General features: G+C 40.0%; 36 protein-coding genes and 1 pseudogene. 18 read left to right on the top strand and 19 right to left on the bottom strand.

All coding sequences use genetic code 11. From position 1 onward, the window contains the following. Positions 1-46: 46 nt before the first annotated feature. The 9 genes and pseudogenes from ACFJIZ_RS16895 (at position 47) to ACFJIZ_RS16855 (ending at position 6,427) form a co-directional block, all read left to right on the top strand. Entirely contained in the window at positions 47-493 is a 447-nt protein-coding gene (locus tag ACFJIZ_RS16895) for an LpxD N-terminal domain-containing protein (RefSeq protein ID WP_379086633.1), read from the top strand. Beyond that, positions 447-1,118 carry a UDP-3-O-(3-hydroxymyristoyl)glucosamine N-acyltransferase gene (lpxD, locus tag ACFJIZ_RS16890; protein ID WP_379086630.1) on the top strand — a complete coding sequence of 224 codons (672 nt, stop codon included), beginning with the start codon at positions 447-449 and terminating at the stop codon, positions 1,116-1,118. Before ACFJIZ_RS16895 ends, lpxD begins: the two co-directional genes overlap by 47 nt. 3 nt (positions 1,119-1,121) lie before the next feature. Then, positions 1,122-2,531, top strand: a complete 1,410-nt coding sequence (locus ACFJIZ_RS16885; RefSeq protein WP_379086627.1) for a bifunctional UDP-3-O-[3-hydroxymyristoyl] N-acetylglucosamine deacetylase/3-hydroxyacyl-ACP dehydratase — start codon at positions 1,122-1,124, stop codon at positions 2,529-2,531. Beyond that, positions 2,531-3,315 (top strand): annotated as a pseudogene (gene lpxA, locus ACFJIZ_RS16880) (acyl-ACP--UDP-N-acetylglucosamine O-acyltransferase). Before ACFJIZ_RS16885 ends, lpxA begins: the two are co-directional and overlap by 1 nt. 149 nt (positions 3,316-3,464) lie before the next feature. Further along, positions 3,465-4,079, top strand: a complete 615-nt coding sequence (locus tag ACFJIZ_RS16875) for an ATP-binding cassette domain-containing protein (protein ID WP_379086624.1) — start codon at positions 3,465-3,467, stop codon at positions 4,077-4,079. A 182-nt stretch (positions 4,080-4,261) separates the two neighbouring features. Continuing rightward, the gene (gene efp, locus ACFJIZ_RS16870; protein ID WP_379086621.1) at positions 4,262-4,822 is read left to right on the top strand and encodes an elongation factor P; all 561 of its coding nucleotides are present in this window, start codon (positions 4,262-4,264) and stop codon (positions 4,820-4,822) included. A 148-nt stretch (positions 4,823-4,970) separates the two neighbouring features. Continuing rightward, the gene (gene efp / locus ACFJIZ_RS16865; RefSeq protein WP_379086618.1) at positions 4,971-5,531 is read left to right on the top strand and encodes an elongation factor P; all 561 of its coding nucleotides are present in this window, start codon (positions 4,971-4,973) and stop codon (positions 5,529-5,531) included. Between the two features lie 111 nt (positions 5,532-5,642). Further along, entirely contained in the window at positions 5,643-6,209 is a 567-nt protein-coding gene (locus ACFJIZ_RS16860; RefSeq protein WP_379086615.1) for a 5-formyltetrahydrofolate cyclo-ligase, read from the top strand. Between the two features lie 56 nt (positions 6,210-6,265). Continuing rightward, a complete protein-coding gene (locus ACFJIZ_RS16855) occupies positions 6,266-6,427 on the top strand; it encodes a hypothetical protein (protein WP_379086612.1) in 162 nt (53 codons plus the stop codon). Here ACFJIZ_RS16855 and ACFJIZ_RS16850 read toward each other — a convergent pair. From ACFJIZ_RS16850 to ACFJIZ_RS16835, 4 genes are all read right to left on the bottom strand, one after another. Next, entirely contained in the window at positions 6,402-7,400 is a 999-nt protein-coding gene (locus tag ACFJIZ_RS16850) for a formimidoylglutamase (RefSeq protein ID WP_379086609.1), read from the bottom strand. The two genes, ACFJIZ_RS16855 and ACFJIZ_RS16850, sit on opposite strands and share 26 nt — an antisense overlap. Continuing rightward, positions 7,378-8,619, bottom strand: coding sequence for an imidazolonepropionase (hutI, locus tag ACFJIZ_RS16845; RefSeq protein ID WP_379086606.1), 1,242 nt, complete (start codon positions 8,617-8,619; stop codon positions 7,378-7,380). The genes ACFJIZ_RS16850 and hutI overlap by 23 nt, the downstream gene beginning before the upstream one ends. Before the next feature lie 76 nt (positions 8,620-8,695). Further along, entirely contained in the window at positions 8,696-9,457 is a 762-nt protein-coding gene (locus ACFJIZ_RS16840) for an exodeoxyribonuclease III (RefSeq protein ID WP_379094086.1), read from the bottom strand. Between the two features lie 8 nt (positions 9,458-9,465). After that, positions 9,466-10,182 carry a peptidylprolyl isomerase gene (locus tag ACFJIZ_RS16835; RefSeq protein ID WP_379086603.1) on the bottom strand — a complete coding sequence of 239 codons (717 nt, stop codon included), beginning with the start codon at positions 10,180-10,182 and terminating at the stop codon, positions 9,466-9,468. Positions 10,183-10,342: 160 nt separating this feature from the next. Here ACFJIZ_RS16835 and ACFJIZ_RS16830 point away from each other — a divergent pair, with 160 nt between their 5' ends. The 6 genes from ACFJIZ_RS16830 (at position 10,343) to ACFJIZ_RS16805 (ending at position 13,276) form a co-directional block, all read left to right on the top strand. Then, positions 10,343-10,744: a hypothetical protein gene (locus ACFJIZ_RS16830; protein ID WP_379086600.1), complete on the top strand. Its 402-nt coding sequence runs from the start codon at positions 10,343-10,345 to the stop codon at positions 10,742-10,744. A gap of 98 nt (positions 10,745-10,842) precedes the next feature. After that, positions 10,843-11,379, top strand: a complete 537-nt coding sequence (locus ACFJIZ_RS16825; RefSeq protein ID WP_379086597.1) for a heavy-metal-associated domain-containing protein — start codon at positions 10,843-10,845, stop codon at positions 11,377-11,379. A gap of 2 nt (positions 11,380-11,381) precedes the next feature. Further along, entirely contained in the window at positions 11,382-11,927 is a 546-nt protein-coding gene (locus tag ACFJIZ_RS16820) for a hypothetical protein (protein WP_379086594.1), read from the top strand. Position 11,928: 1 nt separating this feature from the next. Then, on the top strand, positions 11,929-12,198 hold the full coding sequence (locus ACFJIZ_RS16815; RefSeq protein WP_379086591.1) for a hypothetical protein: 270 nt from the start codon (positions 11,929-11,931) through the stop codon (positions 12,196-12,198). Between the two features lie 6 nt (positions 12,199-12,204). Further along, positions 12,205-12,711 (top strand): DUF3347 domain-containing protein, encoded by a 507-nt coding sequence (locus ACFJIZ_RS16810; RefSeq protein WP_379086588.1) that lies wholly within the window; start codon positions 12,205-12,207, stop codon positions 12,709-12,711. A gap of 1 nt (position 12,712) precedes the next feature. After that, entirely contained in the window at positions 12,713-13,276 is a 564-nt protein-coding gene (locus ACFJIZ_RS16805) for a helix-turn-helix domain-containing protein (RefSeq protein WP_379086586.1), read from the top strand. A gap of 71 nt (positions 13,277-13,347) precedes the next feature. Here ACFJIZ_RS16805 and ACFJIZ_RS16800 read toward each other — a convergent pair whose 3' ends face one another. The 14 genes from ACFJIZ_RS16800 to ACFJIZ_RS16735 all read right to left on the bottom strand — a co-directional run bounded on the left by ACFJIZ_RS16800 (position 13,348) and on the right by ACFJIZ_RS16735 (position 21,962). Continuing rightward, positions 13,348-13,596 (bottom strand): DUF6952 family protein, encoded by a 249-nt coding sequence (locus tag ACFJIZ_RS16800; protein ID WP_379086583.1) that lies wholly within the window; start codon positions 13,594-13,596, stop codon positions 13,348-13,350. Continuing rightward, complete coding sequence (locus tag ACFJIZ_RS16795) at positions 13,593-13,904, bottom strand: thioredoxin family protein (protein WP_379086580.1); 312 nt, start codon at positions 13,902-13,904, stop codon at positions 13,593-13,595. Before ACFJIZ_RS16795 ends, ACFJIZ_RS16800 begins: the two co-directional genes overlap by 4 nt. A 15-nt stretch (positions 13,905-13,919) precedes the next feature. Continuing rightward, on the bottom strand, positions 13,920-14,072 hold the full coding sequence (locus tag ACFJIZ_RS16790; protein ID WP_379086577.1) for a hypothetical protein: 153 nt from the start codon (positions 14,070-14,072) through the stop codon (positions 13,920-13,922). A gap of 120 nt (positions 14,073-14,192) precedes the next feature. Further along, entirely contained in the window at positions 14,193-14,552 is a 360-nt protein-coding gene (locus ACFJIZ_RS16785; RefSeq protein ID WP_379086574.1) for a redoxin domain-containing protein, read from the bottom strand. Positions 14,553-14,763: 211 nt separating this feature from the next. Further along, the gene (locus ACFJIZ_RS16780) at positions 14,764-16,101 is read right to left on the bottom strand and encodes a prolyl oligopeptidase family serine peptidase (RefSeq protein ID WP_379086571.1); all 1,338 of its coding nucleotides are present in this window, start codon (positions 16,099-16,101) and stop codon (positions 14,764-14,766) included. An 80-nt stretch (positions 16,102-16,181) separates the two neighbouring features. Beyond that, complete coding sequence (locus tag ACFJIZ_RS16775) at positions 16,182-17,054, bottom strand: hypothetical protein (protein WP_379086568.1); 873 nt, start codon at positions 17,052-17,054, stop codon at positions 16,182-16,184. Then, complete coding sequence (locus ACFJIZ_RS16770; protein WP_379086565.1) at positions 16,966-17,163, bottom strand: hypothetical protein; 198 nt, start codon at positions 17,161-17,163, stop codon at positions 16,966-16,968. Before ACFJIZ_RS16770 ends, ACFJIZ_RS16775 begins: the two co-directional genes overlap by 89 nt. Positions 17,164-17,217: 54 nt before the next feature. Beyond that, positions 17,218-17,379: a hypothetical protein gene (locus tag ACFJIZ_RS16765; RefSeq protein ID WP_379086562.1), complete on the bottom strand. Its 162-nt coding sequence runs from the start codon at positions 17,377-17,379 to the stop codon at positions 17,218-17,220. An 80-nt stretch (positions 17,380-17,459) separates the two neighbouring features. Beyond that, a complete protein-coding gene (locus ACFJIZ_RS16760; RefSeq protein WP_379086559.1) occupies positions 17,460-17,804 on the bottom strand; it encodes a hypothetical protein in 345 nt (114 codons plus the stop codon). A 62-nt stretch (positions 17,805-17,866) separates the two neighbouring features. Then, complete coding sequence (locus ACFJIZ_RS16755) at positions 17,867-18,358, bottom strand: M14 family zinc carboxypeptidase (protein ID WP_379086557.1); 492 nt, start codon at positions 18,356-18,358, stop codon at positions 17,867-17,869. A 47-nt stretch (positions 18,359-18,405) separates the two neighbouring features. Continuing rightward, the gene (locus ACFJIZ_RS16750) at positions 18,406-18,951 is read right to left on the bottom strand and encodes a M14 family zinc carboxypeptidase (RefSeq protein WP_379086554.1); all 546 of its coding nucleotides are present in this window, start codon (positions 18,949-18,951) and stop codon (positions 18,406-18,408) included. A 12-nt stretch (positions 18,952-18,963) separates the two neighbouring features. Then, the gene (locus tag ACFJIZ_RS16745; RefSeq protein WP_379086552.1) at positions 18,964-20,607 is read right to left on the bottom strand and encodes a M14 family metallopeptidase; all 1,644 of its coding nucleotides are present in this window, start codon (positions 20,605-20,607) and stop codon (positions 18,964-18,966) included. Positions 20,608-20,760: 153 nt separating this feature from the next. Then, entirely contained in the window at positions 20,761-21,669 is a 909-nt protein-coding gene (locus tag ACFJIZ_RS16740) for a hypothetical protein (RefSeq protein ID WP_379086549.1), read from the bottom strand. Next, positions 21,651-21,962 carry a hypothetical protein gene (locus ACFJIZ_RS16735; protein WP_379086546.1) on the bottom strand — a complete coding sequence of 104 codons (312 nt, stop codon included), beginning with the start codon at positions 21,960-21,962 and terminating at the stop codon, positions 21,651-21,653. The genes ACFJIZ_RS16740 and ACFJIZ_RS16735 overlap by 19 nt, the downstream gene beginning before the upstream one ends. 113 nt (positions 21,963-22,075) lie before the next feature. Here ACFJIZ_RS16735 and ACFJIZ_RS16730 point away from each other — a divergent pair, with 113 nt between their 5' ends. From ACFJIZ_RS16730 to ACFJIZ_RS16720, 3 genes are read left to right on the top strand one after another with little or no spacing between them, the layout of a single operon-like run. After that, entirely contained in the window at positions 22,076-23,476 is a 1,401-nt protein-coding gene (locus tag ACFJIZ_RS16730) for an aldehyde dehydrogenase family protein (protein ID WP_379086543.1), read from the top strand. 7 nt (positions 23,477-23,483) lie between these two features. Next, a complete protein-coding gene (locus tag ACFJIZ_RS16725; RefSeq protein WP_379086540.1) occupies positions 23,484-24,008 on the top strand; it encodes a YfiT family bacillithiol transferase in 525 nt (174 codons plus the stop codon). After that, a complete protein-coding gene (locus ACFJIZ_RS16720) occupies positions 24,005-24,484 on the top strand; it encodes a DUF6265 family protein (protein ID WP_379086537.1) in 480 nt (159 codons plus the stop codon). The genes ACFJIZ_RS16725 and ACFJIZ_RS16720 overlap by 4 nt, the downstream gene beginning before the upstream one ends. On the opposite strand, the gene ACFJIZ_RS16715 is transcribed toward ACFJIZ_RS16720, so the two are convergent. Beyond that, positions 24,474-25,283, bottom strand: coding sequence for a multicopper oxidase domain-containing protein (locus ACFJIZ_RS16715; protein ID WP_379086534.1), 810 nt, complete (start codon positions 25,281-25,283; stop codon positions 24,474-24,476). The genes ACFJIZ_RS16720 and ACFJIZ_RS16715 overlap by 11 nt on opposite strands. Positions 25,284-25,288 lie beyond the last annotated feature (5 nt).

Raw genomic sequence — 25,288 nt, 5'->3', positions numbered from 1 at the left:
AGAGTTGTTTATTTGTTCATATCAATTTAACATTTAACTTTGTACCATGCAATTTACTGCCAAGCAGATAAGCGAATTTTTAGATGGTGTCATTGAGGGGGATGCAACTGTAGAAGTTGGAGAGCTTTCTAAAATAGAAAATGGCAATGCTGGCTCGCTGTGTTTTTTATCAAACCCTAAATACGAAAGCTATTTATATACCACACAGGCTTCTGTTGTGATCGTATCTAATGATTTTGTGCCCGCACAGCCCATTCATAGCACACTGATCAAAGTTAAAGACCCATATAGCGCATTTTCTGTGCTGTTAGAAAAATATAACGAAGCCCTTAACCAAGACAGAAGACCAGCAGGAATAGAGCAGCCTTCTTTTATCCACCCCACGGCAAAGATTGGTAACAATGTTTATATTGGTGCTTTTTGTTGCATTGAGGAAAACGTAGAAATTGGCGACAATACGAAGTACTTATACACAGACTTATGTTGGTGCTGAGACCAAGATCGGAAATGATTGTATGATCTTTCCGGGTGTAAAAATATACAATCGTTCAAAACTGGGAGACCGAATAACCATCCATTCTAATGCTGTAATTGGCAGTGATGGATTTGGTTTTGCGCCACAACCAGATGGAACTTACAATAAGATTGCGCAGATCGGAAACGTTGTTATAGAAGATGACGTAGAGATTGGTGCAAATACAACGATAGACAGGGCAACGATGGGTTCTACCTTTATCCGTAAAGGAGCAAAGCTAGACAACCTTATCCAAATTGCACACAATGTTGATGTAGGCGCACATGCCGTTGTTGCGGCCCAATCGGGTATTTCTGGAAGTACAAAACTAGGAGATAACTCTGTAATTGGTGGTCAAGTGGGCATTGCAGGGCATTTAAATCTAGGCAAGGGCACACAGATTGGTGCGCAAGCCGGAATTAATTTTAATACCGAAGAAAACAAACAATGGCATGGTAGTCCGGCGCAACCTTTAAAAGAATGGATGCGATCTACCGTTATCTTTAAAAAATTACCTGAGGTTGATAAACGTATTAGGGAATTAGAAGCTAAAATTGCAGAACTTACTGCCATAATAGAACAAATTGGTACAATACAAAAATAAGGAATGAACGTTAAACAAAAGACGATAAAGGGCGAAGTATCTGTAAAAGGAGTTGGCTTACATACGGGAGCGAATGTGACCTTAACTTTTTGCCCTGCGCCAGATAACCACGGGTTTAAATTTCAAAGAGTAGACCTTCCGGGACAACCGATCATTGATGCAGATTGCGATAACGTTACTGATACCGCTAGGGGAACAACCATTTCTCAGAACGGCGCCAGTGTAAGTACGGTAGAACACGTAATGGCGTCTTTAGTGGGTATGGACCTTGACAATGTATTGATGAAGCTGAACGGCCCCGAAACTCCGATTATGGATGGAAGCTCGATCCAGTTTATCGAAGCATTGGAAGAAATTGGCGTGGTTGCCCAAAGCACAGATCGTGAATACTTTACCATTCCACATAACATTACCTATACAGAAGTAGATAGAAAGGTAGAGATTGTAGCGATGCCGCTAGATGATTACCGTTTTACTTGTATGATCGACTATAACTCTCCAGTATTGGGAAGTCAACATGCGGGTATCTCTAGCATTGCAGAATTTAAAAAAGAGATTGCCTCTTGTCGTACTTTCTGTTTCTTGCACGAGTTAGAATATCAATTACAGAACAACCTGATCAAAGGCGGTGATTTGAACAACGCCATTGTGATCGTAGATAAAGAAGTAACCAAAGAAGAATTAGACCATTTGGCTAAGATCTTCAAAAGAAATGCCATTGAAGTAGCGCCACAGGGTATCCTGAACAATATGGAACTGCGTTACCAGAATGAGCCAGCCCGTCATAAATTATTAGATATGATTGGCGATTTGGCTTTGGTGGGTGTGCATTTGAAAGGCCACATCATGGCGGCTAGACCTGGCCACGCGGCTAACGTTGCGTTTGCTAAAAAAATCAAGGCGGCCATTAAAAAAGAAAAAGGAAAGAAAATACAAAAGGTATATGATCCGAATGTGAAACCACTATATGATGTGGTACAGATCATGGAAATTTTACCGCACAGACAACCATTTTTGTTTGTAGACAAGGTTTTGGAACTTTCTAAAACCCACGTGGTTGGTGTTAAAAATGTAACCATGAACGAAGACTTCTTTAGAGGTCACTTTCCTGGAGCACCGGTATTACCAGGTGTAATACAGATAGAGGCCATGGCCCAAGTCGGCGGCATTTTGGTTTTAAGTACCGTTCCAGATCCACAAAATTATTTAACTTACTTCTTGAAAATCGACAATGTACGCTTCAGGGCACAAGTTCTGCCTGGTGATACCTTGGTTTTCAGATGTGATTTAATGGAACCGATCAGACGTGGAATTGCACAGATGAAAGGCATTGGAATGGTTGGCGAGAAGATAGTAGTAGAGGCCGAGATGATGGCACAAATTTCAAAAGTAAAAGAAAGCGAAATAGCATAATGATACAACCTTTAGCATATATACACCCCCAAGCAAAAATAGCAGATAATGTTGTAGTAGAACCGTTTGCTGTAATTCATAAAGATGTAGAAATTGGCGAAGGCACTTGGATCGGTTCCAATGTGGTGATCATGGATGGCGCCAGAATTGGGAAGAACTGTAGGGTTTTCCCAGGATCTGTAATCTCAGGTATTCCACAAGATCTAAAGTTTGCTGGAGAGGTAACCACCGCAGAAATTGGCGACAATACCACCATCCGCGAATGTGTAACCATCAACCGTGGTACCAAAGATAAATGGAAAACGGTGATCGGAAAAAACTGTTTGATCCAAGCCTATTCTCACATTGCCCACGATTGTGAGGTTGGCGATTATTGCATCTTCTCTAACAGCACTACGTTAGCTGGACACATTACCATTGGTGATTATGTGGTTTTGGCGGGTTTGGTGGCCATCCACCAGTTTGTTAAAGTAGGTTCGCATGCTTTTGTAACGGGCGGATCGTTGGTGCGTAAAGATGTACCTCCCTATGTTAAAGCAGCTAGAGAGCCACTTTCTTATGTAGGTATCAACTCGGTTGGCTTGCGTAGAAGAGGTTTTTCTCCAGAAAAGATCAACGAGATTCAAAGATCTACCGTGTGCTTTTTGTAAAGAACAACAATGTAACCAAGGCTTTGGATATCATTGAGGCAGAATTTCAACCCACAGAGATTCGTGATGAAATCGTAGATTTTATCCGTAACTCTAACCGCGGTGTAATGCGTGGTTTTGGTACCGGAAGCTAGGATATAAGGGATAAGGCTGAAGGTGTAGGGGCTTGCTACTCAAATTTCAATAAACAGTTAACCAGTTAAACGATTGAGCAATTAAACATAAGGCGCAAGGCATCGATACTCACACCTCTTGTCTAATATCTTCAATCTCAGTACTATAAATGAAAATCACCCTCAGCAATATTGGTCGCAGATTTAATAAGGAGTGGATATTTAAGAATGTCACCTATAACTTTAAACTGGGCGAAAAATATGCGGTATTGGGACCAAACGGGTCTGGGAAATCAACTTTATTGAGTATTGTATTAGGAAACTTAACTCCTTCAGAAGGGACACTCACTTATCAAAATCCAAAAGAAGTTAAGGTAGAAGACATTTATCAGCACATCAGCTTTGCTGCCCCCTATTTAGATTTGGTAGAAGAATTTACTTTAGAAGAAACCATCAAATTCCATTTCCAGTTTAAAGACTATGCTGCAGGTTTGAATGCAAATGCAGTGTTGGCGTTGCTTGGACTCGAAAAATCGCAAGACAAAGCTTTAAAATACTTTTCGTCGGGCATGAAGCAAAGGACAAAGCTGGCCTTGGCCTGTTGTACCAACTCGCCGATCTTGATATTAGACGAACCAACCTCTAATTTGGACGAGCAAGGTATAGCATGGTACCTGTCGCTGATCGATAGATTTGCTGCTGATAAAATGGTATTGGTAGGGTCCAATCAGGTACATGAATATTCTTTTTGTACACATCAATTGAAAATTACAGATTACAAATAGTATTGACATTCCATTGTCAAATAGATACCTTTGTGTAAGAAATACAGGGTCAAAAACTAGCCTATTTCTGTTTAAATCCACACTTAAAAAATATTTTAAAATCACTATTGTTTAATTAAAAAATAGTTTATACCTTTGCGCCACGAAATCAGGCTATAGGAATAGGCAAAATTTCAAAGAAAATGGCAAAAGCATCTGACATTAAAAACGGAAATATTCTACGATTTAACGGAGAATTGGTACAAGTAGAAGAATTTCTTCACCGTACACCCGGAAATTTAAGAGCTTTCTATCAAGCTAGAATGCGTAACGTTAAAACCGGAAAATTGGTTGAATATCGTTTTCGTGTAGATGAGGAAGTAGAGATTTGTCGAGTTGAAACCAGCGATTACCAGTATTTGTATGAAGATGGTGAATTCTTAGTAGTAATGGATAATACTACTTACGAACAGTTTAACATTCCGACGGCATTGTTCGGTAAAAGTGTTAAATTTTTGAAAGAAGGAATGAACGTGATCATCGCATTTGAAAGTGACGAGCCGATTATGGCACAAACACCTTCGCATGTTGAATTAGAAGTTACCTACTCTGAGCCCGCTGTTAAAGGCGATACTTCTACAAACGCATTGAAATATGCAACAGTAGAAACAGGAGTAGAAATAAAAGTGCCAATGTTTATCAATCAAGGCGATAAAGTTAAGATTGATACCCGTACAGGCGAATATATTGAAAGAGTAAAATAAGAATTTTCATAGTTTAGTTTTAGGTTTAGGTTGATTGTGGCTTCGGAGTGGTTCCCGAAGCCATTTTTTTTGCTTTTTATTTTAAAAATAGTTTTTACCTTGCGCCTTCAAAAAAAGACCAAATAAAATAGTGATTTTATAAACTAATATGGCAAAAGCATCAGAAATAAAAGTAGGTAACATTCTTCGCGTAAATGGAGAATTGGTTACTGTTGAAGAATGGAACCACCGCACCCCAGGTAAAGGCGGAGCATTTTACACAGGTAAATTTCGTAACATCAAATCATCTAGGCTTGTTGAAGCCCGTATGAATACAGACGAACAAGTAGAAATTTGTCGCGTTGAAACCAGCGATTATCAATACCTGTACGAAGATGGTGATTACTTGGTGGTAATGGACAATGTTTCTTTTGAGCAGCACAATGTGCCAAAAACGTTGTTTGGCCCATCTATCCGTTTCCTGAAAGAAGGAATGAGCATTTTGGTTTCTATGGAAAGTGAAGAGCCGATCATGGCACAGATTCCGAACTTTACCGAACTTGAGATCACTTACTCTGAGCCAGCGGTAAAAGGCGATACTTCTACCAATGCCCTAAAAAGTGCTACACTAGAAAATGGGGTTGAAATTAAGGTGCCGATGTTTGTAAACCAAGGTGATAAGATCAAGATTGATACGCGTACCGGCGAATACGTAGAACGTGTAAAATAGAATTGCTCTCCTCGGCATAACGAAGGATTTCAAGAATAGATAACAAATGGCTTTGGATTAATTTCTGAAGCCATTTTTTTGTAATTTCGTTCAGACAATGATTAAAGCCATATGCGCAAAGCAGCCTTAAGAAAACAAACCCTACAGCAACGCCTAGCGATGAGCGATGCAGATGTTGCCTTGGCCAATAAAAAACTGTTGGAGGGCTTTAAAACGCTTGATTTTGCCAATATTAAAAGCGTTCATTTGTTTTTGCCTATTGTACACCAAAGAGAACCTGATACATTCTTGATGATCGATTGGCTACAGGCCTATCATCCAGAAATTGAAATCGTGGTTCCAAAGGCAGATTTCGACTCCAACTTGATGAGCCATTATACTTATGTGGATAGAAATGACCTTCAGAATAATCATTACCAAATCCCCGAGCCTCAAAAAGCCAGGCCATTTGTTGGCACTCCAGATATGGTTTTGGTGCCTTTATTGGCATTTGACCTACAAGGGTATAGGGTAGGTTACGGAAAAGGATTCTACGACAGGTTTCTAGAGGGCATCAGTACCCAAAAAGTTGGAATATCTTTTTTTGATGCGGTAGAAAAAATTATTGATGTACATTTGAATGATATACGATTGGACAAATGCATTACACCCAATGGGATTATTGATTTTAATCACTAATTTTATACAACCGCATTGCCACTAAACTAACCTGAAAGCTCAAAATAGGATCAGCCATGGAAAAGGAATTTACAATAACTTCTGCGCAGCAGTACGAAGACACAATGATCACCATTTTCGAGATGCAGGAACAAGAAGATCCTTTAACAACTGCTCAAAAAGCAGAAATGGAGATCATGATGAAGGCGGCGGCTAAATACGAGGACGAAGTGCTTTAATAAAATCGCTCACCAAATAGGCAATTGCCTTGCCAGTTTTTTGATCCACTCTACCATCTTCCATTACAATTGCCCCTTCACAAAGATGGAGGTAAGTGTACTTTTTGGTGTTGCCCAAAAGAATTTTTCGAATATCATTTATGCTAAACCCAGAAGGGCTAATGGCACTCGACATTAGGTTTTCTATGCTATCCAAGTCTATTTCCAAGCCACAAGGGGTTGGGAGGTCATCTGTAAAATCTACCCAATTCTCTGCAATGCTTTTTTGGCTTTGAAGCAGGTCTTCAAAATAAGTAACGGAAATATTTTGGCTTGTAGCGATTTGGTTGGGTAGGGCCTGGTTCACATAGTTTTGATGGAGACCAAATATCCGGTATTGGTTAAGGTAAGCATTTTGCATCGCATAACTAAAACCATTGCCGCTATGCCTGCCTTCTGCTGGGTTACGTAAGTCGGCATGCGCATCAATATTAACGACATTAATGGCTTGTTTTAAAGCCAAGGAACTGCCCCAGATGAGTGGGGCTGCGTTATTGTGCCCGCCTCCAATTACAATGGGGATTTTACCTGCAGCTACAATTTTTTCGATGATTGGAGATACCAACGAGTCTATCTCTGCCACTTTTTTTCTTAACCCGTCAATGCTTTGGTCTTTGGGTTCGGCAATCTCAAAATGACCCAATACCAAAATTTCCTCACCCTGTAAAAACGGATTGCTTTGGATATTGAGGAAGGTTTTTAAAGCCGCTTGCCAAGCGGTTTTTGTACCGCCAATGCCATGGTTTGCCCTTACACCAATATCTTCAGGAATACCCAATAGTACAAATTGTGCAGCAGCATTTTTAAGTTGGTCTAAATCAGTAACGACCTGTACCTTTTCGCCAAGCTTTTGCTCGCCAATCCTCGTATTTACCAAACTAAGGATATCCTGTTGGGTATATAGTTTAAAGTTATCCATTGTATATTTCACCATTTAAGATTACCATTTCTATCTGCGATTGTCCAAAACTATAAGGTAGAAAAGCCAATGAAGGGATTGCTCTGGTAATAAATAGGTTGGCTTTTTTGCCAATGGCAATGCTACCCACTTCCTTGCTTAATTCCATGGCCGCGGCTCCGTTTAACGTGGCAGCATTTATGGCTTCTTCGGGCAGCATCTTTAGTTTGATACAGCCTAAAGAGACCACAAAATTCATATTCCCAGAAGGAGTAGAGCCGGGGTTGTAATCGGTGGCAAGTGCTACTGGAGCATTGGCATTCAATAAGCCTCTCGCATTTGCAAAAGGAATATTCAAGTAAAATGAACAAGAGGGTAGCAAGGTTGCAATGGTATCGCTGTTTGATAGGGCTTGCAGTACATCTTCATCCGTTTCTTCCAAATGGTCAACAGAAACGGCATGGTGTTTTACGCCTATTTGTACCCCGCCAGAAACAGAAAGTTGATTGGCATGGATTTTTGGTTTCAGGCCATATTTGGCCGCCGCTGTTAACAATTGGTCTGTTTCTTCTACAGCGAAAAATCCTTTTTCACAAAAAGCATCCATATAGTCGGCCAAACCTTCTTTGGCAACTATTGGCAATAACTCTTCAATAATGAGTTTGATGTATCCCTGATGGTCGTTTTTGTAGGCGGTAGGATAAGCATGGGCCGCCAGTAAAGTCGCTTTTATTGGGATGTTAAAGGCAAGTTTGAGCCTTTTGATGACCCGCAACATCTTCAGCTCACTTTCAACGGTAAGCCCATAACCGCTTTTAATTTCAACAGCACCCGTTCCCTGCTTGATCATGTCTTTGAGGCGCAAACTGGCACTTTCGAAAAGATGGTCTTCGGTAGCCAATTCGAGTTTACGGGCGGAGTTTAAGATGCCTCCGCCGGCTGCGGCAATGTCTTCGTAGGTTTTGCCGGCAATCTTCATTACAAACTCTTCTTCACGCGGAGCGGCAAAAACAATATGGGTATGGCTATCGCACCAAGATGGGCATACAAATTTTCCACTGGCGTCAATGGTTGATGGAAAATGCAAGAGAGAAGACGGAACATTGTCCATCGTTCCGAAATCTTTGATCAATCCACCTTCCAGTAAGAGCCAAGCGTTTTCCAATAGGGGTAAATTGGCCATTTCGCTACCGCGAAGCACCAATTTCTCTTTTGGATGTACGCCAACAAGGCCTTTGATATTTATAATTAACATAATTGGGTGATGGATAAAAAAATGGAGTTATAATTATTGGCTGCCTGGATTCAGAACAGGCAATGCACAACTCATTTTACTCTATTTCCAATAAAACCGGACAGTGGTCTGAGTGTAAAGCATCTGGAAGAATCTTTACGTTTTTCAGTCTGTTTTCCAAGGGTCTAGTAGCTAAATGATAATCGATGCGCCAACCTAAGTTTTTGCCTCTGGCACCTGCTCTATAACTCCACCAGGTATAATGGTGCGGGTCTTTGTTGAAATGCCTAAAAGTATCGATAAAACCATTGTTCATGAACAATTCCATCCACTCCCGCTCTTCGGGTAAAAAACCAGATGAGTTTGCATTGGATTTTGGGTTGTGGATATCAATCGCAGTATGGCAAATGTTATAATCGCCAGAAATGATCAAATTGGGATGTTCTTTGCGTAATTCGTCGATGTATCCATCAAAGAAGCGCATAAATTCATATTTTTTGACCTGTCTTTCGTCGCCACTAGATCCAGAAGGCATGTACAAGCTCATCAAAGAGAAGTTATCGAAATCAGCTCTTAAAATCCTTCCTTCTGCATCGATCCAAGGCTCACCGCAACCATAAGAGACGTTGTTCGGTTTAACCTTTGTTAAGATGGCTACACCGCTATAGCCTTTTTTCTCAGCTGGAAACCAATAATGGTGATAACCCAATTGCTCGATCAGTGCCACAATTTCGGGAATCTGCTCTTTTAGGGCTTTTACCTCTTGTAGGCAAACCATATCTGCATCTGTTGCTTGTAGCCAATTGAAAAGGCCTTTGGTGGCTGCGGCACGAATGCCATTTACGTTGTAAGAAATGATCTTTCATTTTATGTATGTTGTTTGGCCGCGTTTTTGGCCAGTTCTTTTTCCAGTTTTTTAGCTTCGCGTTTCTTTAAGATGGTAACCGTCATTGGGATATCTGTTTTCGGTCGATCGCCTGGATTGGTAGGCTCTGCAGCAATGGCATCGATCATTTCTAATCCTTTAACCACTTCGCCATAAACTGTATAGTTGCGGTCTAAATGCGGGGTGCCACCAATGGTTTTATATACTTGACGTTGCCATTCTGGGATTTTAAACTTCATCCTTTTCGATTCGGTAACATCTAAGAGCGAATCTGTAAATACTTTTCCCTGTACCAGATAGAACTGAGAGCTGCTCGACGCTTTTGTTGGGTTGCTGGCATCGCCTTCTCTGGCTGCAGCGAGTACGCCCTTTTTGTGGAAAAGGCTGTCTCTAAATTCGGCGGGAACGGTATAACCTAAATCGCCACCACCTAATGAAGCATCAGGTTTAGCTGTTTTTGAGTCGGGATCTCCACCTTGGATCATAAAGGCTTTGATTACCCGATGAAATAAAGTGCCGTTATAAAAACCTTCCTTTGCCAATTTGATAAAATTATCTCGATGCAAAGGAGTTTCGTTATAGAGTTTGACAATGCATTCGCCCTTTGCGGTAGAAATCTTTACATAGGTGTGCTTCGGTTTTGCAGCATAAGCTTGGATAAAACAGAGGCTTAAAAAAAGGAAGAGGATTTTTTTCATGGATGCCATTCTTTGGTGTTACGGAGCATATCCTGCTCTATAATTTATGCTAAGTTATTTAAAAAAGTAGAATGGACAGATATCGTCCGGTTATTTATTTACCAATTTTTAACACTTTATAAAATTTGATTTCAAAAATTTATCTATAGCTTTGTTAATAATGAAGTTAAAGCAAAAATTAGCGATTGCCCTTTGCTCCTTTTACCTGGTTAGTGTAATAGGTGTGGCTTTGAGCATGCATTTTTGCGGAGGAAAATTAGCTTCTGTTGCGATATTCGAAAACAAAACCGCTTGTAAATATTGCAAACAGGAACCTGTAGCTAAAAAAGACGATGGTTGTTGTAAAAACACCAAGGTTGATGTTAAGGTTAAAGATAGCCATCAAACAGAAAGCTCTTTTAAGTTGCCTAAACTTTTCAGTCTAGAAACTTACCTTCACCCACGAATTAGCGAGCTGGTCAAATATGTCTTGCCTAAACTTTTTAATCGCCTAGACAATAAGGCTCCCCCCAAATCTACAGGTGTAGCCATACACGTATTCAATTGCGTTTTCAGGAATTAGCCGAAAATGAATAATCGTATTGCAGTTTTTGAACTGTAATATATCTTTTATGCCTTCAAAAGAAGGCCTATCATTTATTCATTTTAAAAAATCCAACAATGAAAACGACCAAAATTATCATGAGTTTTTTGATGCTTTTTGCGATAAACAAAGTATCTGCCCAAGAAATCACTACAGTAGAAATGCAAGTAACAGGCCTAACTTGCTCTATGTGTTCTCAAGCTACCGAGAAATCGTTGCGTACATTAGATTATGTAAGTAATGTAACACCAGACCTTAACAAAAACCTTTTCGTGATCACTTTTAAGAAAGATAAAGCGGTAAACTTTGACCAATTGAATACCAAGGTGAAAGATGCCGGATTTTCTGTAGGAAAGTTAGATGCCACCATCAACTTTAACCAGGTAAAGATCGACGACAATGGACAGGCAATTGTAGGCACTAACGTCTATCGCTTTGCCAATGCAAAAGGCAAGGTTTTAAATGGCCCTGTTAAGGTAAGTGTGATCGATAAAAGCTTTATTTCGAACAGCAGTTTTAAACAAAAATCCAATACGGTTAAGTTTGATTCTTACGCAAGTGGAACTGGTGTTGTGAATGGTAAAAAAACCAGGATCTATCATTTAAGTATCTAAAAATGCTAAGGAAAATAATTGTATCTGCACTGTTAATGTTCAGTGTAGGGCATGTTGTTTCTGCGCAAGAACTGTATGTTTTTACGGAGCCAGCCAGTAACATGCCTGCTAAATCAATAGGTGTTAGGTTAACCAATGAAGGCATGTTCAGTTCCGATTTTAGGAGTAGAAGCGTAGCTGAGGTGATGGTTGGGTTAAACAAGAACATCATGTTCCATGCACAAGGTTTTTTCTCGGATATGGATGGCAAATACCGCTTGGAAGGAGGAAGTTTTTATGCCAAGTATCGGTTCTTGTCGCTAGACGAAGCGCATAGCCATTTTAGAGGGGCTGCCTATGGTAGGATCAGTACCAGTAAAAGGAGAGCCTATTCAGAGGATGTTAACCTAGAAGGAGACAATAGTGGTTGGCAGGGTGGACTGATCTTTACACAACTGATCCACAAACTGGCCTTATCTGCCACATTGGGCTATAGTAAAAGCTTTGCAACTAAAGATAGGCCATTCGATTGGGCGTTACCAAGATCCGTTTCAAGGAATCAATTATAGCTTGTCTAGTGGCTATTTATTGCTGCCATTTGTCTATAAAAACTATAATCAACCCAACTTTAACCTATATGTGGAATTGTTGGGCAAAACTAATCCGACCAACGGAAATTCCTATCTAGATATCGCCCCAGCAGTTCAAGTGATCTTGAACAGTAAAACCAGGATAGATTTAGGTTATCGTTTTCACGCCACTGGAACGATGGAAGAACGCTACCTTAAAAACATGTACCTGGCCAGAGTAGAGTTTAATTTTTTTAACGTATTAAAATAAAAAATCATGAAAAAAGTATTAATTATCATTACAGTATTGAGCATTGCCATTACTTCGGCTGTAAAAGCACAAAGTACAGTAGCAAAGAGAGAATTTAACAACACTTTAAAGGCTTATTTCGACATCAAGAATGCCTTGTCAAAAGACAATGTGGCAACAGCGGGAGTTGGAGCCAAAGCATTAACCGATAATATCACAGCTTTTCCGATCAAAACCTTAACCGCTGCACAACAAACCGAGTGGAAAAAACAGACTACAGAATTAAAGAAATATGCAGAGCCGATTGTTACCGAAAAAGACCTGAAAGCGCAACGCAAAAGCTTTGAGTACGTGTCTTCGGCAATGATCAAATTAACTAAAGCCATGAACATGAACAATGCGGTTGTTTATGTACAATACTGCCCAATGGTTAAAAAAAGTTGGTTAAATGAAGTAGAAGATGTTCAGAACCCATTTTATGGAAGTAAGATGTACGATTGTGGTGAGGTAACAGAAACCCTAGCCAAAAAGTAACATGAAATTGTATATCAAAAATATGGTATGCAGTCGCTGTATCATGGTGGTGAAGACGGAGCTGGAAAAGCTAGGCCTTCAGCCTCTTGATGTACAATTGGGTGAGGTTGAATTGGCACAGGGAGCAAACATAACAAGCTCTTTAGACCAAATAGAGGCAGCATTGCACAAATTTGGGTTTGAACTGCTTACGGATAAGAAAAAACAATTGACAGAACAGATCAAAACAGCGATCATCGAACTGGTCCATTATCCGGCCGAAGCGTTGAAGATCAATCTCTCCGATTATTTAAGTGGACGACTGCATTTGGAATACGCCCACCTGAGTACGGTATTTTCTGACACGGAGCACAATACCATCGAGAAATTTTTCATCCAACAAAAGATAGAAAAAGTAAAGGAATTGCTTACCTATGGCGAGCAGTCGCTTAGCGAGATTGCTTATTTGTTGAATTATAGCAGCGTGGCACATCTATCCACCCAATTTAAGAAAGTATGTGGTGTAACACCTTCTGTTTACAAGGCAGGCCAGTTTAGTGGCCGAAAACCTCTAGACGAGGTTTAATGTAGACAAACAAAAGGCCCGCAAAATTAATTTTGCGGGCCTTTTATATACAGTGCATTCTTGTTAGATGGTTACCGATCTATAGAACCCATTACCCTTTGGGCAAATACATTCAATGCATCTTTTTCCAAAGCACCCTCATTTACTTTTGCATGAACTTCGAGTGCGCCACAGATATTGGTGATCAGTTCGCCTGCCACATCAACCTCTGCTTCATTTACGCCCCTAAATTCACAAAAAGCTTCTAGTACTTCTAAAGTTGCCTCTAGTTGCTCAGGGCTGCTATTTTGGAACAATTGTCTGATTACTGGAATCTTCATGATTTTATTTTTTCAAATAACTCCGTCAAAACTTCAGCTTTGTTGGTCTGCACTTGGTCAACCAAAGCACCACCTTCAAAAGCTGCAAAAGTTGGCAAGTTGTCAACGTTAGCAAGTTTGCGCGAGTTAGGTAATTTCTCAGCATCAACAATCAAGAAAACAACATCTTCGTTTTCAGCTGCCAATTTTTTAAATTTTGGCTTCATGATCCGGCAATTGCCACACCATGAGGCTGCATACTGAACCATTACTTTGTTGTTTTCAGCAACGTATTGTTGAAGGCTATCTTCTGTTAATTCTAAAAACATATTTTTTTGAATTGATTAGTTTGCGCTTAGGTATTCAGCAACACCTGTTCTGTTCGCATTCATTGCTTCTTTACCTTCTTCCCAGTTTGCAGGACAAACCTCACCATGTTTTTGTACGTGGCTATACGCATCAATTAAACGTAGATATTCTTTTACGTTTCTGCCCAATGGCATATCGTTTATACTTTCGTGGAAAACTTTACCAGTTTCGTCAATTAGATAAGTTGCTCTGTAAGTAACGTTTGAACCAGAAAATACTTCTTCACCTGCTTCGTTATATTCAACATCTTAATCTAAGATGCCTAGGATGTTTGCTAAATGTCTGTGTGTATCAGCTAAAAGCGGGTAAGTTACACCTTCGATACCACCATTGTCTTTTGCGGTGTTCAACCAAGCAAAGTGAACTTCATTGGTGTCGCATGATGCACCGATTACAATGGTATTTCTTTTTTGGAAATCAGGCAAAGCTGATTGGAAAGCATGTAATTCTGTTGGACAAACAAAAGTGAAATCTTTTGGATACCAGAACAACAAAACTTTAGAATTTTTACTTACTGCTTCTTCAAATATATTGATCTTCAAATCATCGCCCATTTCGGACATTGCATCAATACTAACACTCGGGAATTTTTTACCTACTATTGCCATAATTAATTTAAAATTTTTTGCAAAGATACGGCAAATGGCCTTCTTAAGCAACCAAGTTTAACTTATCTGACATACTAAATACTGATATGGCTATAGATAAAAACTATATAACAACTAAAATGATTAGTTTTTGTCTATTTGGTGTGGGCGCATAAAAAAGCCCTTTGAAATTAATCAAAAGGGCTTTTATTTAATTATTTATGCTAAGGAACTATTTCTTTAAAGTAGTTTCGAACAGTTTGAAAATGCGTTTGTATTCATCTGTCCAGCTGCTTGGCTCTACAAAACCATGGTCTTCAACAGGGTAAACTGCCAGTTCCCAATTGTCTTTGCCCAACTCGATAAAACGTTGCGTAAGTCTAACAATATCTTGGAAATGTACGTTTACATCAACCATGCCATGTAACATTACCAAATTGCCTTTTAATTTATCGGCATAATAGATTGGTGAACTGCGTTGGTAGGCAATTGGATCATTGAATGGTTCGTTTAAGATGTTTGCGGTATAACCATGGTTATAATGTGCCCAGTCTGTAACCGAACGTAAGGCTGCTCCAGACGCAAAAACCTCTGGTTCCTTAAGTAGTCCCATCAGCGTGATGAAACCTCCGTACGAGCCTCCGTAGAGCCCTACGTGTTTAGGATTAACGCCGTATTTCTCTACCAGCATTTTCACGCCATCAACTTGGTCGGTCAAGTCTTTTCCTCCCATGTCTCTGTAAATGCCTGTACGATGGTCTCTGCCATAACCAGAACTTGCAGTGTAGTCGATATCAATTACGGTATATCCATTATCTGCCAACATATTGTTGAACATGTATTCTCTAAAGTATTGGCTCCACCAGTAGTGTACATTCTGTAGGTAACCTGCACCGTGTACAAATATTACGGCTGGTTTGTTTGGATGTGGATTGGTAGCGGGATAAACCCTTGCATACACATCGGATCCGTAGCGGTTCTTGAATGAAACCAAGTCTGGTTGACGCCATTTGTAGCTGTCGAACTCGGCAGTAGTCGATTTGGTGATCTGTACTGCTTTTGCACCTGGTTTATTGGCTTGGATATACAATTCCCATGGCTTGTCCATGTAAGAATAATTGATGGCCAACCATTTTTCATCAGGAGACATGGTAATCTCATTACCACCTTTCATAGAAGTGATCTGAACAAGTTCACCACCATTTACACTGATCTTATAAAAGTGTGTAATACCCGGGTGTTCTTTGTTTCCGCTGATGTAAAATACCGTTTTGTCTTTTGAAAGTTGCGCACGTTGCACTTCCCATTTGCCAGAGGTTAATTGTTTTTTCTCGCCAGTAGCTACATTAAAAGTATAAAGGTGCGAATAGCCAGTCGCTTCACTTTGGTAATAAAAACGGTTATTGTCTATCCACTCGATCCCACGGCCAACACCTGGGCCACCAATCCAAGCCTCGTCACGTTGACGGTCTAATATGCTTACGTTTCCGGTTGTTGCGTCTAGTTTTAAGATCCAAAAATCTTTATTGTCTAGGGCGTCTGCAGTAATGATAGCAGTTGTTCCATCCATATTCCAGATCGGACTACCAAAATTTACTTTACGATCTTCGTTTTTCTTGGTGCGTTCTTCTAATTGTTTAGGATAATCTTTTACATAATCTGGCAGGTCTTTGATGCCAGGATCTGAGCAACCTTAACTACATAAACACTGTCTTTTTCGCCATCATATAAGAAGCTTTCAGCAACCATCTGGTTTTCGCCAACTTTGGTACGGCCCGGAATATCTTCGGTATAACCAGAAGCGGTTACATAATTAGGTACAATGGTATTGTGGTTGTTGGTTATTGGACTTGCCAAACGGTAACTTACAAATCTTCCATCTGGACTAACCACCAAACCTGATAAAAACTTATCATCAAGGTAGATTGGTTTAATGGTACGGGTATTTGCATCAGCACCACCACCTAAGCCAAAACGACGAGGCCCGCCTGCCGCTTGACCGCGGTTACCACCTTGTCTGTTTCTTTTTTTGATGATATCAAAAAGGTTGGTCTGTTCTGTTCTTAACCAGCTGTCTTGTATGCTTGTAGCGGCTCTATCGGGCATACCCGGGCCAGTTGGTGCACCAGGTCTTTTCCCTTTTACAAAATTGGTCAACTGCTTAAGCTCGTTTGTAGTTAAATTTAATTGGAAAAGGTTATCTCCACGTTGGAAAACTACATCGTTATTGTATAGGAAACGGGCCCCACTTTCGCGATCTACGGTATTTGTTAATCTCGATTCTTTTTTGCTTTTGAAATTATAGAAATAGATATCCCCGCCTTTTTCAGATAGGCCCAAAGACCTGTCTTTGTTATAGGTGTAGTTGGTGCCAGCAGCTTTTTCTGCCGCATTGTCTTCTGTCGTTTCTGGTTTGTTGGTCAGTACACTTACTTTATAGGCCTGATCTTTCTTTATTTTCTGGATTCCAGCTAAAGAAAACGGTTTTACTGTCTTCAGACCAACGATAGTTTGTTGGCGCATTTCCCATCCATTTAGGATCGCGCATTATTTTTTGTACCGTTAATGGCGCAAGCTGTTGTGCTTGGGCAATGGATACCGATAATAAAAAGAGAAATAGATATTTTTTCATGTTATATGATTTAAAAAGTCCTGCTGAACTTAGTTCAGCAGGACGAGGCTTTTGTTAATTTGATTTGCTAGCTAGGCCACCTTTTTTACTGCTTACATTTACAGTAAACTTGGTGCCGCCTTTAACCAGCCAACGAACAGTTACAAATGAATTACCTGCAATATTGTTTACCTTGATATTGGTTGGATCCATTTTTTGTTCGGTTGTAATGTCCATGTCGCGGTTGTTTACGATCATTCCAGCAACCACGGTTCCACCAGATAAAGAGATAATGTCTGGGATCTCAATGTTGTTCTTTACATCCTGACTAGAGTGGGTAGGATGATCCTATCGTTGCTTACCACTGCAGTTACCTGTTTTAATCCACCACCGATATCTTTTACTTCAATTTCGCCAACCACTAATTTTGGCGTGTTATAGGCATGGAATACACTAAAGGCCATGTTGCGGTGTGCATCACTTTCTAATAAAAATCCAGGGTGTAAACGGGTATAAGTTTTCTTAAACCCACCAATTTCGATATCACCGTAAGTTGGGTGTTTATATGGATGCCAATCTACAAAGGCATCTTTCATTAAAAGATCTCTGTCGAAAGTATACAATTGACCTTGGCTATCTTCTCCATCAGCTTTGTTGTACATCGAATAGCCTGTCCATAGCTCATTAGAGAAAGTATAAATCCCTCTTCCACCATAAAACCAATCTAACTCGCCGCCAAATACAGAATATAGTAATCCTTATAAACCACCAAGTATCTGTAACCTGGCAACATTTCTTCACCTTTTTTACCCAAAGCATCATAAACCCTTACGTCTTGTGCATTATAGGTGTCCAGATCTTCTAAGGCACCTGGGCCCCTTAAGATCATACCACCATTATTGTGATAAGATTGTGCGGCTGCGATGTTTGGATGTTTCATCACAAAATCTACAACAGCTCTGTTTTCTGGAATAGAGAAAGGATATTTATAGGCCCCGCTTTGGATATAGTTTGGCTGCCAGTTCCATCCCCAATCACGGTTAGGGTCATAAGCACCTTCTCCATCTTCGTTTACAAAACCATCGCCATCGTTGTCGATTCCTTCAGAACCTAAAAGTTCATATTCGCCTTTTTCGTCATAGCCCACCATGATCATTCTTCTTGGATCGGTTGGGTCTACTTTATAACGTCCAGTTGGGCTTTTTCTACGCATCATTACAATGTGTCCATCCCCATCAAGATCGTCGAAACCATCTTCATTTGTTACACCATCACGGTCATTATCGATTGGATCAGACCTGTACGTGGTGAGTGGGCCGTATTGGCCTGGTGAATAAAGCTATCCCTTGCATCAGGATTGATGGTTGGGGCAATGTAAAATGTTTTATCTGCCAACAAAGATTGGATCGATTTGTTGCCTGCGGCATACATCTCTACCAAATACCATGCTGTATATAAGGCAAATTCACTTCCTTGTATTTCATTAGAGTGGATGTTCCCATCGATATACATGGCTGGTTTTTTATCTGCCGTACCTATTTTGGTATCTGTAATGGTCATTACCCAAAGATCTTTTCCCTGAAAAGATTTGCCCATCGATTCTAGTTTGACCAATGTAGGGTGTGCTGCGGCCAGTTTTTTACAGATATCAGTAATAGCCGTATAATCGTTGTAGCGGTTCCAGCTGATGGTAACCTTGGGGTTTGGCGGTGAGCCAACTGCTGCCAAAACATTTGCAGATTGTTGGGCTTTTAAAACTCCGGCACACAAAATCATTGCAGCCAGAAGAATAGTATGTTTAATTCTCATTGTCTTTTTTGATTATAGTGATACCTCAATTGATTTGCTTCCTGTGGTTGGGCTACCGGCATCGATCGTTACCTTACCCGTGCCTTTGATCAACCAGGTCAGCTCTTTGAACTCTTTGCCTTGGATACTTTCTAAAGTCTGTACTCTGCGGCCGCTAACTACGGTTTGGTTGGCATTGGTATTTACCTTTACGGCAATCTTTTTTAAGAAATAACTTCTATCGCCCACTTTGGTATAGGTCGACAGCTCGCCTGTGTTCATGATGTTTAAGGTAACTCTTGTAAGGCCATCAGCAACTTTTTCTGTTTTTACATTTACAAAGTCTACTTGAGGTGCCATTCCGGCCAAGCTCACAATAAAATCGGTATGTTTACCTACAATTCCATCTACCATTTTATAAGGAGGATTGATCAATACAAATCGATCGATACCACCTACTTCAACGGTTTGACCAGGGAAATCAGGATGATTAACCGCTTTCCAAGGAGTAAAGGTATTGGCTATGCCTTGGCTTGCAGCCCAACGCAAATAAGCAGCAGTTTGATCCTCGTTGGTAAATTTCTTTTCTTTACGTGTAGAGTCTGGTGCTACTTTTGGCACCCACCAACCAGGTGTACTGAAACTTAAACGACCGTAATGGAAATAGGCCCATTGCGAAAAATCGCCACTTTCTGCCTGTGTTTTTGGCGCATCCTTGGTTTTTGTGATCTTATTGTATTTTTCTGAAACCAAAGCGTTTGATTTCACATCAGCGTCAAACCATCCTGTAATAATTCGTTTGGTTAATGCAGAAGGATTGAAAGTTACTGGAGTTGATAGGTTATTCACCGGACCAAAAGTAACTACGGCATATACATTAAAGGCATCGAATAAGAAGTCGAACAAAGCTCTGTTTTCTTTTTCAGAAACGGCATATTCGCCAGCTCCAGGAATAAAGTTTTTATAGTTATAGCTAGAGTTTCTGTTGAAGTTTACACCACCATCACCGTCTTCGTTGAAATCGCCATCTTTATCATTGTCAATACCTTCTGTTAACAGGATGTATTTTCCAACTTCACCTTTGCTCGCATCTGCAATCAAAAGAGAACGAGGATCGTCTGGATTTAATTTATATTTTCCGGTAGGGTTAAGGATACGCATCATGGTGATTTTTCCGTTTCCATCTAAATCGTCCACATCGTCTTCATTTAGCTTGCCATCCCTGTCATCATCGGTTTTGGTGGCGTTTCCACTACGTTCTGATTTAACTTTTGCAAAATATTGCTCAGTTGCGTCAGGGCTCATGTTTGGGAAAACATAAAATGTTTGTTTGTTCAGCAAGGTTTTAATGCTGTCTGTAGCAGAACCCGCCAATAGTTTTTCTGCGAAGCCAATGGCCATCTCTACACCCAGTAGGTGTTTGCCTTCTACGCCTCCAACTACTGCAATTGCAGGTTTTTCTTCTGTTTTGCCAGTGCCAAGGGTCAACATCCAGATGTCTTTGCCCCCTACGGTCTGCGTTAAAGATTTTGTTTTAACCCATTGAGGGTATTTTTCTGCAAGTGCCTTAACCCTTTGGGCCAAACGGGCATTGTTGCTGTAATCCTGTTGGTTTTGTGCGAAGGTATTGCATAGCAATAGCAGAAAAAACAGGTTGAAAAGGTAAAGTTTCTTCATTTTTGTTTAGGTTATGTGTGCAATTTATGGAAAAAAGCATTTACATAAACTAAAGCGTTACAAGATTTTATAAATGTTACAGTAAAGGCATTAAACCCCATTATCCAGCCCATGGTTTGTATCCACACGAACAATGATCGAACCTAAATCTTATTACCTTACTACTTTGCCCGAAGGATCGATATTCACGTTAAATGGAGGCATGTAATCTTGCAGTACCACGGCGAATTCTCTTCTGTTGATTTCTCTATTTAGATCCAAGTCTGTTTTGAACTGATAGGTTGTTTTCCACTTCTTTGCCAGCTCTTTTTTAGTGTTTTCTATGGATTTGTTACCTACATAACAAACCATGTCTATGGTTGAGCCTATGGTCATTTGTGGATTTTTATAGTCGTCGAACCAAATCTGTGCCTTGTAATAAAAATCTTTAATGGGTTGTTTGATTTCTGCGGTAGTGACCAGTTTATTTGGTAAAAATTTAATGGTGTTTTCTTCTATTTCTCCCTTGATCACACCCGTTAATCCAACCATTTGGATGGCTTTCCAATTGGTATCTGGTTGTTGAATATCTGCATAAGGCATGATGGCCAATTTATAGTTGACCAATTCGCCCTGAATGGTCTTTACGTTAGACAGGGATGTTTTTGTATCGAAAAATGCAGCATAAGCAGCTGTGGCGCCGGCTGCCTGCCCTAACAACATACTTTGGGCATCATTAACCCAAACCAGATTTTCTTGCAAAGGAACCAATAATTGATACATGGAAAAGATATTGCCTACAGTTCCGTTTGCCAATTTACCTGCAGCAATACTTGTTCTATAGATGGTATTGTTATAATCTAGTTTTGTCCAACTGTTGTTTGAGCTTGCTGTGATTTTCAGCGCATCGTTCAACTTTGAATCTGCAGGATTGATCAATACCTTCGGTCTGATAGACCTCCCGTCGCTTAATTTAAAGCTCCAGTTTTTGCCAGCACGATCGGCCTTAACCCATAAGGTATTTTTAATGATGGTCAGATTTTTAAGGCTTTCGGCCCAAGTGGTCAAGACATCATTTGCCATCTGTTTGTTAAAGACAGGTGTTTCGGTACTGTCTTTGATCTGTTTGGCTTCTCTGATTTTTTTAGAAAAGTGGCTTCTATGCCCGAGCTGAGGTTACCAGAGATGGGCGAGATGTCGAAACCTCCTGCTTGCAATAAAATTGTCGTCTTTACACCAGAAATCGCAGACTGTAATCCAGCAGCAACAGCAGCGTTTCCATTACCGATCACCAAAACATCAGGTTTTAACGTTTGTGCGCCAGCCTGTATAAAAAAAGTAGCAAGGGTTAAAATAAGGGTTAATCTCTTTATCATTTTATAGGGATATAAAATATATACGCAATATGCTTTAATTAGATGTGTTTTTGATGAATTTTGTCGCCATTTAACTATATTTAACAAATCACTAATGCCTTAGCCTCAATACAATGGAGCAAAAAATTAACCTGGTTTTTAAGTCACAACAAGCCCACAAATATACACTTAGAAAGAGTAATGCTAGAGAACGGATTGAAAAATTAAAGGCTTTAAAGGCGGTCATCATAAAAAACGAGGATAAAATTTACCGTGCCCTACAGGCTGATCTGCGCAAAAGTACTTTCGAAAGTGCAGTTACAGAATTGATCTTTACTTACGGCGAGCTAGACTTTGCGATCAACAACTTAAGCAGTTGGGTGAAGGCCAAAAGAATAGGCAAAACATTAAGTAATCCCTTTGCTAAAAACAGGTTGTATTATGAACCAAAAGGGGTTTGTTTGATCATTTCACCTTGGAATTATCCATTTCAATTGACCATCGGTCCACTGATTTCGGCCATAGCGGCTGGAAATTGTGTAATGCTCAAACCTTCTGAGCTTAGCCCTGCCACGAGCGAAGTAGTGAGTGAAATCATTGCAGAAGCATTTGATGAACAAGAAGTTGCTTGCTTTAAAGGAGATGCAACGGTATCGACCGCACTGTTGGAATTACCTTTCGACCATATCTTTTTTACAGGCAGTACAGCGATTGGTAAAGTGGTAATGGAAGCGGCAGCCAAAAACCTAACTTCGGTTACCTTAGAGTTGGGCGGTAAATCGCCCACGATCGTGGATAAAGAATCAAATCTCGAAAAAGCAGCAACGAAAATTGCATGGGGCAAATTGGTAAACAGTGGACAGACCTGCATTGCACCAGATTATGTTTTTGTACATGCGCAACAAGTAGATCAATTTATTGAATTGTATAAAGCCGCTGCCAGTAAAATGTATTTTAAAACGGCAGATCAAATAGATCCAAACATATATGGAAAAATTATCAGTTTAAAGCATTACCAAAGATTAAAACAATTGGTGGATGAGGCCATTGAAAAAGGAGCAAGGATCTGTTGGGGTGGAACTTTTGACGAGCAAAACCAAACCATTTATCCCATCATATTGACACAAATTCCAGGAAATGCCAAAGTAATGGAGGAAGAAATATTTGGCCCCGTGCTGCCCATTGTTACTTACCAAAATATTGAAGAAGTAATCGACATGGTAAATGCAAAAAGTAAACCTCTTGCTTTATACATCTTTAGCAGCAACCGTAAAAATGTTAAATACATCATCAAAAATACAAGTGCGGGAGGTACCTGTGTAAACGATGTATTGATCCATATTTCTAATCCAAAGCTACCCTTTGGTGGGGTAAATGGAAGCGGCATGGGAAGTAGCCACGGTTTTTTTGGCTTTAAAAATTTTTCACATGAAAGGGCTGTTGTTTTTCAGCGGGCATTGGATTTTAACCAAATGATCTATCCTCCTTATGCAGGAAAGGAATGGGTATTTAAAATGTTAAAGAAAATTATGTAGCTTATTTATGCAGGACCTAGAACAACTGAAATATCCGATTGGGAAGTATAACCCTCCCCCAATCATTACATTCTCCCAGATCGAGGATTGGATAGCAGACCTTGCACAGTTCCCGGCTGAACTTGTAGAAACAACAAAAAGATTAAAAGCAGAAGATTTGGAGGTTGCTTATCGACCTGGGGGCTGGACAGTGAGGCAGGTGATTAACCATTTGGCAGATAGCCATATCAATGCCTACACCAGATTTCACCTTACTTTAACAGAAGACAGGCCACATATCCGGCCCTATTTTGAAGATAGATGGGCTGAATTGGCAGATGGGAAAACAGGCGATATAGAACTTTCCATTCATATTTTGAAGGCGATACATGCCCGATTGGTTGTATTATTGAAAGCGCTAAAACCCAATGATTTTGAACGCACCTATTTTCATCCAGAAGCACAACAAGAATTTACCATGGGCTATCTTTTGGGTAACTATGCTTGGCATGGCAAGCATCATTTGGCACATATTAAATCTACGATAAAATGAAACATTATCTGCTACTGCTCATTTTAGGGATTACCATCAGCTTACCTGTACAGGCACAACACAAAGCCATTAAACAACTTCATTTTTTATTGGGTTCTTGGGAGATGAAGAATGCAAAGGGGAATATTTCTGAGGTCTGGAAAAAAGACGGAAAAAGCCTAAGCGGAAGATGTTACAAACATTATGTAAATGGAGATAGTGTGCTCACTGAAATCATCAAATTGATCACCATTGATGGGGAGCTGTATTTTTCCGTAACAGGATTTGAAAAAGACAATAAAGGAACAACCAATTTTAAGCTAGTGTCTGTAAAAAAACAAATCTTCATTTTTGAAAATAAAAACCATGATTTTCCTCAACGGATTGTTTACGAAAACAAAGGAAAAACCAGTTTAGTTGCTTGGATTGAAGGAGAGATAGAAGGGAAAAAAATGAAGATGGATTTTGTCTACCAACGTAAAAACCTTAGTAATTAAGCGTTATCCCAGCACCAAAGCCCATGTCGCTATCATAATGTGTACTTAAAGACACATATTTGGCAGCAATAAATTTAAGGCCTCCCATGTACTCTTTATCTGTATTGAGCATAAAACTTGCCCTCAATCTTTTAGAAACTGGAATATCTTCTCTCATTAATTGTAAACGTAGGTTACCATCGTGGTAAACTTCTGCCTGTGCTTTGATCAACATGGGCAAAGTGTATTCGATACCTGCCGAAAGTAGAGCCCTGTTATCTTTGGTGTTTTTCTGTCCAAAAATGTTCTTTTCATGTTCGTCCATGCCCATTTTTCGGTATCGCCAATCGAAGCCAATAAAAGGCATTACCCATTGCATCCGGTCTAGGTATCGGCCAATATGGGTCTCTACCTCATAACCATGCATATCTTTATAGCCCAAGCGCCATTCTGTAGCGATGTTCCAACGGGTATTGGCCAACATGGCCATCCCATCGTTGCCATTGCTTGCAAAATCATTTTCGGCCATAAAATGGAACATCCGGTCATCAGCGAACAACATTCTTTGGGCCAGTTTCGGATTGGGTATTTCTGGATTTGGTGGAGAGTTCTCATAACTGAATATCCTGCCCATGCCACTCATCATATGGTATAAAATATGGCAATGGAAAAACCAATCGCCACTTTCTGAAGCGGCAAATTCAATCGTATCCCTTTCCATCGGCATGATATCCAATACGTTTTTAAGCGGAGCATAATCACCTTGTGTGTTGAGTACCCTAAAATCATGGCCATGCAAATGCATTGGATGCCGCATCATGCTGT

The organism is Pedobacter sp. UC225_65, from assembly GCF_042698365.1.
Taxonomy (GTDB): Bacteria; Bacteroidota; Bacteroidia; order Sphingobacteriales; family Sphingobacteriaceae; genus Pedobacter.
This window is presented reverse-complemented; position numbering and strand designations above follow the sequence as displayed.

Excerpts from the sequence above, each read along its gene's own strand:
- ACFJIZ_RS16895 (WP_379086633.1), top strand. The coding sequence starts at position 47 with ATGCAATTTACTGCCAAGCAGATAAGCGAATTTTTAGATGGTGTCATT.
- ACFJIZ_RS16885 (WP_379086627.1), top strand. The coding sequence starts at position 1,122 with ATGAACGTTAAACAAAAGACGATAAAGGGCGAAGTATCTGTAAAAGGA.
- ACFJIZ_RS16875 (WP_379086624.1), top strand. The coding sequence starts at position 3,465 with ATGAAAATCACCCTCAGCAATATTGGTCGCAGATTTAATAAGGAGTGG.
- efp (WP_379086621.1), top strand. The coding sequence starts at position 4,262 with ATGGCAAAAGCATCTGACATTAAAAACGGAAATATTCTACGATTTAAC.
- efp (WP_379086618.1), top strand. The coding sequence starts at position 4,971 with ATGGCAAAAGCATCAGAAATAAAAGTAGGTAACATTCTTCGCGTAAAT.
- ACFJIZ_RS16860 (WP_379086615.1), top strand. The coding sequence starts at position 5,643 with ATGCGCAAAGCAGCCTTAAGAAAACAAACCCTACAGCAACGCCTAGCG.
- ACFJIZ_RS16855 (WP_379086612.1), top strand. The coding sequence starts at position 6,266 with ATGGAAAAGGAATTTACAATAACTTCTGCGCAGCAGTACGAAGACACA.
- ACFJIZ_RS16850 (WP_379086609.1), bottom strand. The coding sequence starts at position 7,400 with ATGGTGAAATATACAATGGATAACTTTAAACTATATACCCAACAGGAT.
- hutI (WP_379086606.1), bottom strand. The coding sequence starts at position 8,619 with ATGTTAATTATAAATATCAAAGGCCTTGTTGGCGTACATCCAAAAGAG.
- ACFJIZ_RS16835 (WP_379086603.1), bottom strand. The coding sequence starts at position 10,182 with ATGAAAAAAATCCTCTTCCTTTTTTTAAGCCTCTGTTTTATCCAAGCT.
- ACFJIZ_RS16830 (WP_379086600.1), top strand. The coding sequence starts at position 10,343 with ATGAAGTTAAAGCAAAAATTAGCGATTGCCCTTTGCTCCTTTTACCTG.
- ACFJIZ_RS16825 (WP_379086597.1), top strand. The coding sequence starts at position 10,843 with ATGAAAACGACCAAAATTATCATGAGTTTTTTGATGCTTTTTGCGATA.
- ACFJIZ_RS16820 (WP_379086594.1), top strand. The coding sequence starts at position 11,382 with ATGCTAAGGAAAATAATTGTATCTGCACTGTTAATGTTCAGTGTAGGG.
- ACFJIZ_RS16810 (WP_379086588.1), top strand. The coding sequence starts at position 12,205 with ATGAAAAAAGTATTAATTATCATTACAGTATTGAGCATTGCCATTACT.
- ACFJIZ_RS16805 (WP_379086586.1), top strand. The coding sequence starts at position 12,713 with ATGAAATTGTATATCAAAAATATGGTATGCAGTCGCTGTATCATGGTG.
- ACFJIZ_RS16800 (WP_379086583.1), bottom strand. The coding sequence starts at position 13,596 with ATGAAGATTCCAGTAATCAGACAATTGTTCCAAAATAGCAGCCCTGAG.
- ACFJIZ_RS16795 (WP_379086580.1), bottom strand. The coding sequence starts at position 13,904 with ATGTTTTTAGAATTAACAGAAGATAGCCTTCAACAATACGTTGCTGAA.
- ACFJIZ_RS16785 (WP_379086574.1), bottom strand. The coding sequence starts at position 14,552 with ATGGCAATAGTAGGTAAAAAATTCCCGAGTGTTAGTATTGATGCAATG.
- ACFJIZ_RS16780 (WP_379086571.1), bottom strand. The coding sequence starts at position 16,101 with ATGGATGGAACAACTGCTATCATTACTGCAGACGCCCTAGACAATAAA.
- ACFJIZ_RS16775 (WP_379086568.1), bottom strand. The coding sequence starts at position 17,054 with ATGCGCCAACAAACTATCGTTGGTCTGAAGACAGTAAAACCGTTTTCT.
- ACFJIZ_RS16770 (WP_379086565.1), bottom strand. The coding sequence starts at position 17,163 with ATGAAAAAATATCTATTTCTCTTTTTATTATCGGTATCCATTGCCCAA.
- ACFJIZ_RS16765 (WP_379086562.1), bottom strand. The coding sequence starts at position 17,379 with ATGGACATTACAACCGAACAAAAAATGGATCCAACCAATATCAAGGTA.
- ACFJIZ_RS16760 (WP_379086559.1), bottom strand. The coding sequence starts at position 17,804 with ATGTACAACAAAGCTGATGGAGAAGATAGCCAAGGTCAATTGTATACT.
- ACFJIZ_RS16755 (WP_379086557.1), bottom strand. The coding sequence starts at position 18,358 with ATGATGCGTAGAAAAAGCCCAACTGGACGTTATAAAGTAGACCCAACC.
- ACFJIZ_RS16750 (WP_379086554.1), bottom strand. The coding sequence starts at position 18,951 with ATGAGAATTAAACATACTATTCTTCTGGCTGCAATGATTTTGTGTGCC.
- ACFJIZ_RS16745 (WP_379086552.1), bottom strand. The coding sequence starts at position 20,607 with ATGAAGAAACTTTACCTTTTCAACCTGTTTTTTCTGCTATTGCTATGC.
- ACFJIZ_RS16740 (WP_379086549.1), bottom strand. The coding sequence starts at position 21,669 with ATGGCAAATGATGTCTTGACCACTTGGGCCGAAAGCCTTAAAAATCTG.
- ACFJIZ_RS16735 (WP_379086546.1), bottom strand. The coding sequence starts at position 21,962 with ATGATAAAGAGATTAACCCTTATTTTAACCCTTGCTACTTTTTTTATA.
- ACFJIZ_RS16730 (WP_379086543.1), top strand. The coding sequence starts at position 22,076 with ATGGAGCAAAAAATTAACCTGGTTTTTAAGTCACAACAAGCCCACAAA.
- ACFJIZ_RS16725 (WP_379086540.1), top strand. The coding sequence starts at position 23,484 with ATGCAGGACCTAGAACAACTGAAATATCCGATTGGGAAGTATAACCCT.
- ACFJIZ_RS16720 (WP_379086537.1), top strand. The coding sequence starts at position 24,005 with ATGAAACATTATCTGCTACTGCTCATTTTAGGGATTACCATCAGCTTA.
- ACFJIZ_RS16715 (WP_379086534.1), bottom strand. The coding sequence starts at position 25,283 with ATGATGCGGCATCCAATGCATTTGCATGGCCATGATTTTAGGGTACTC.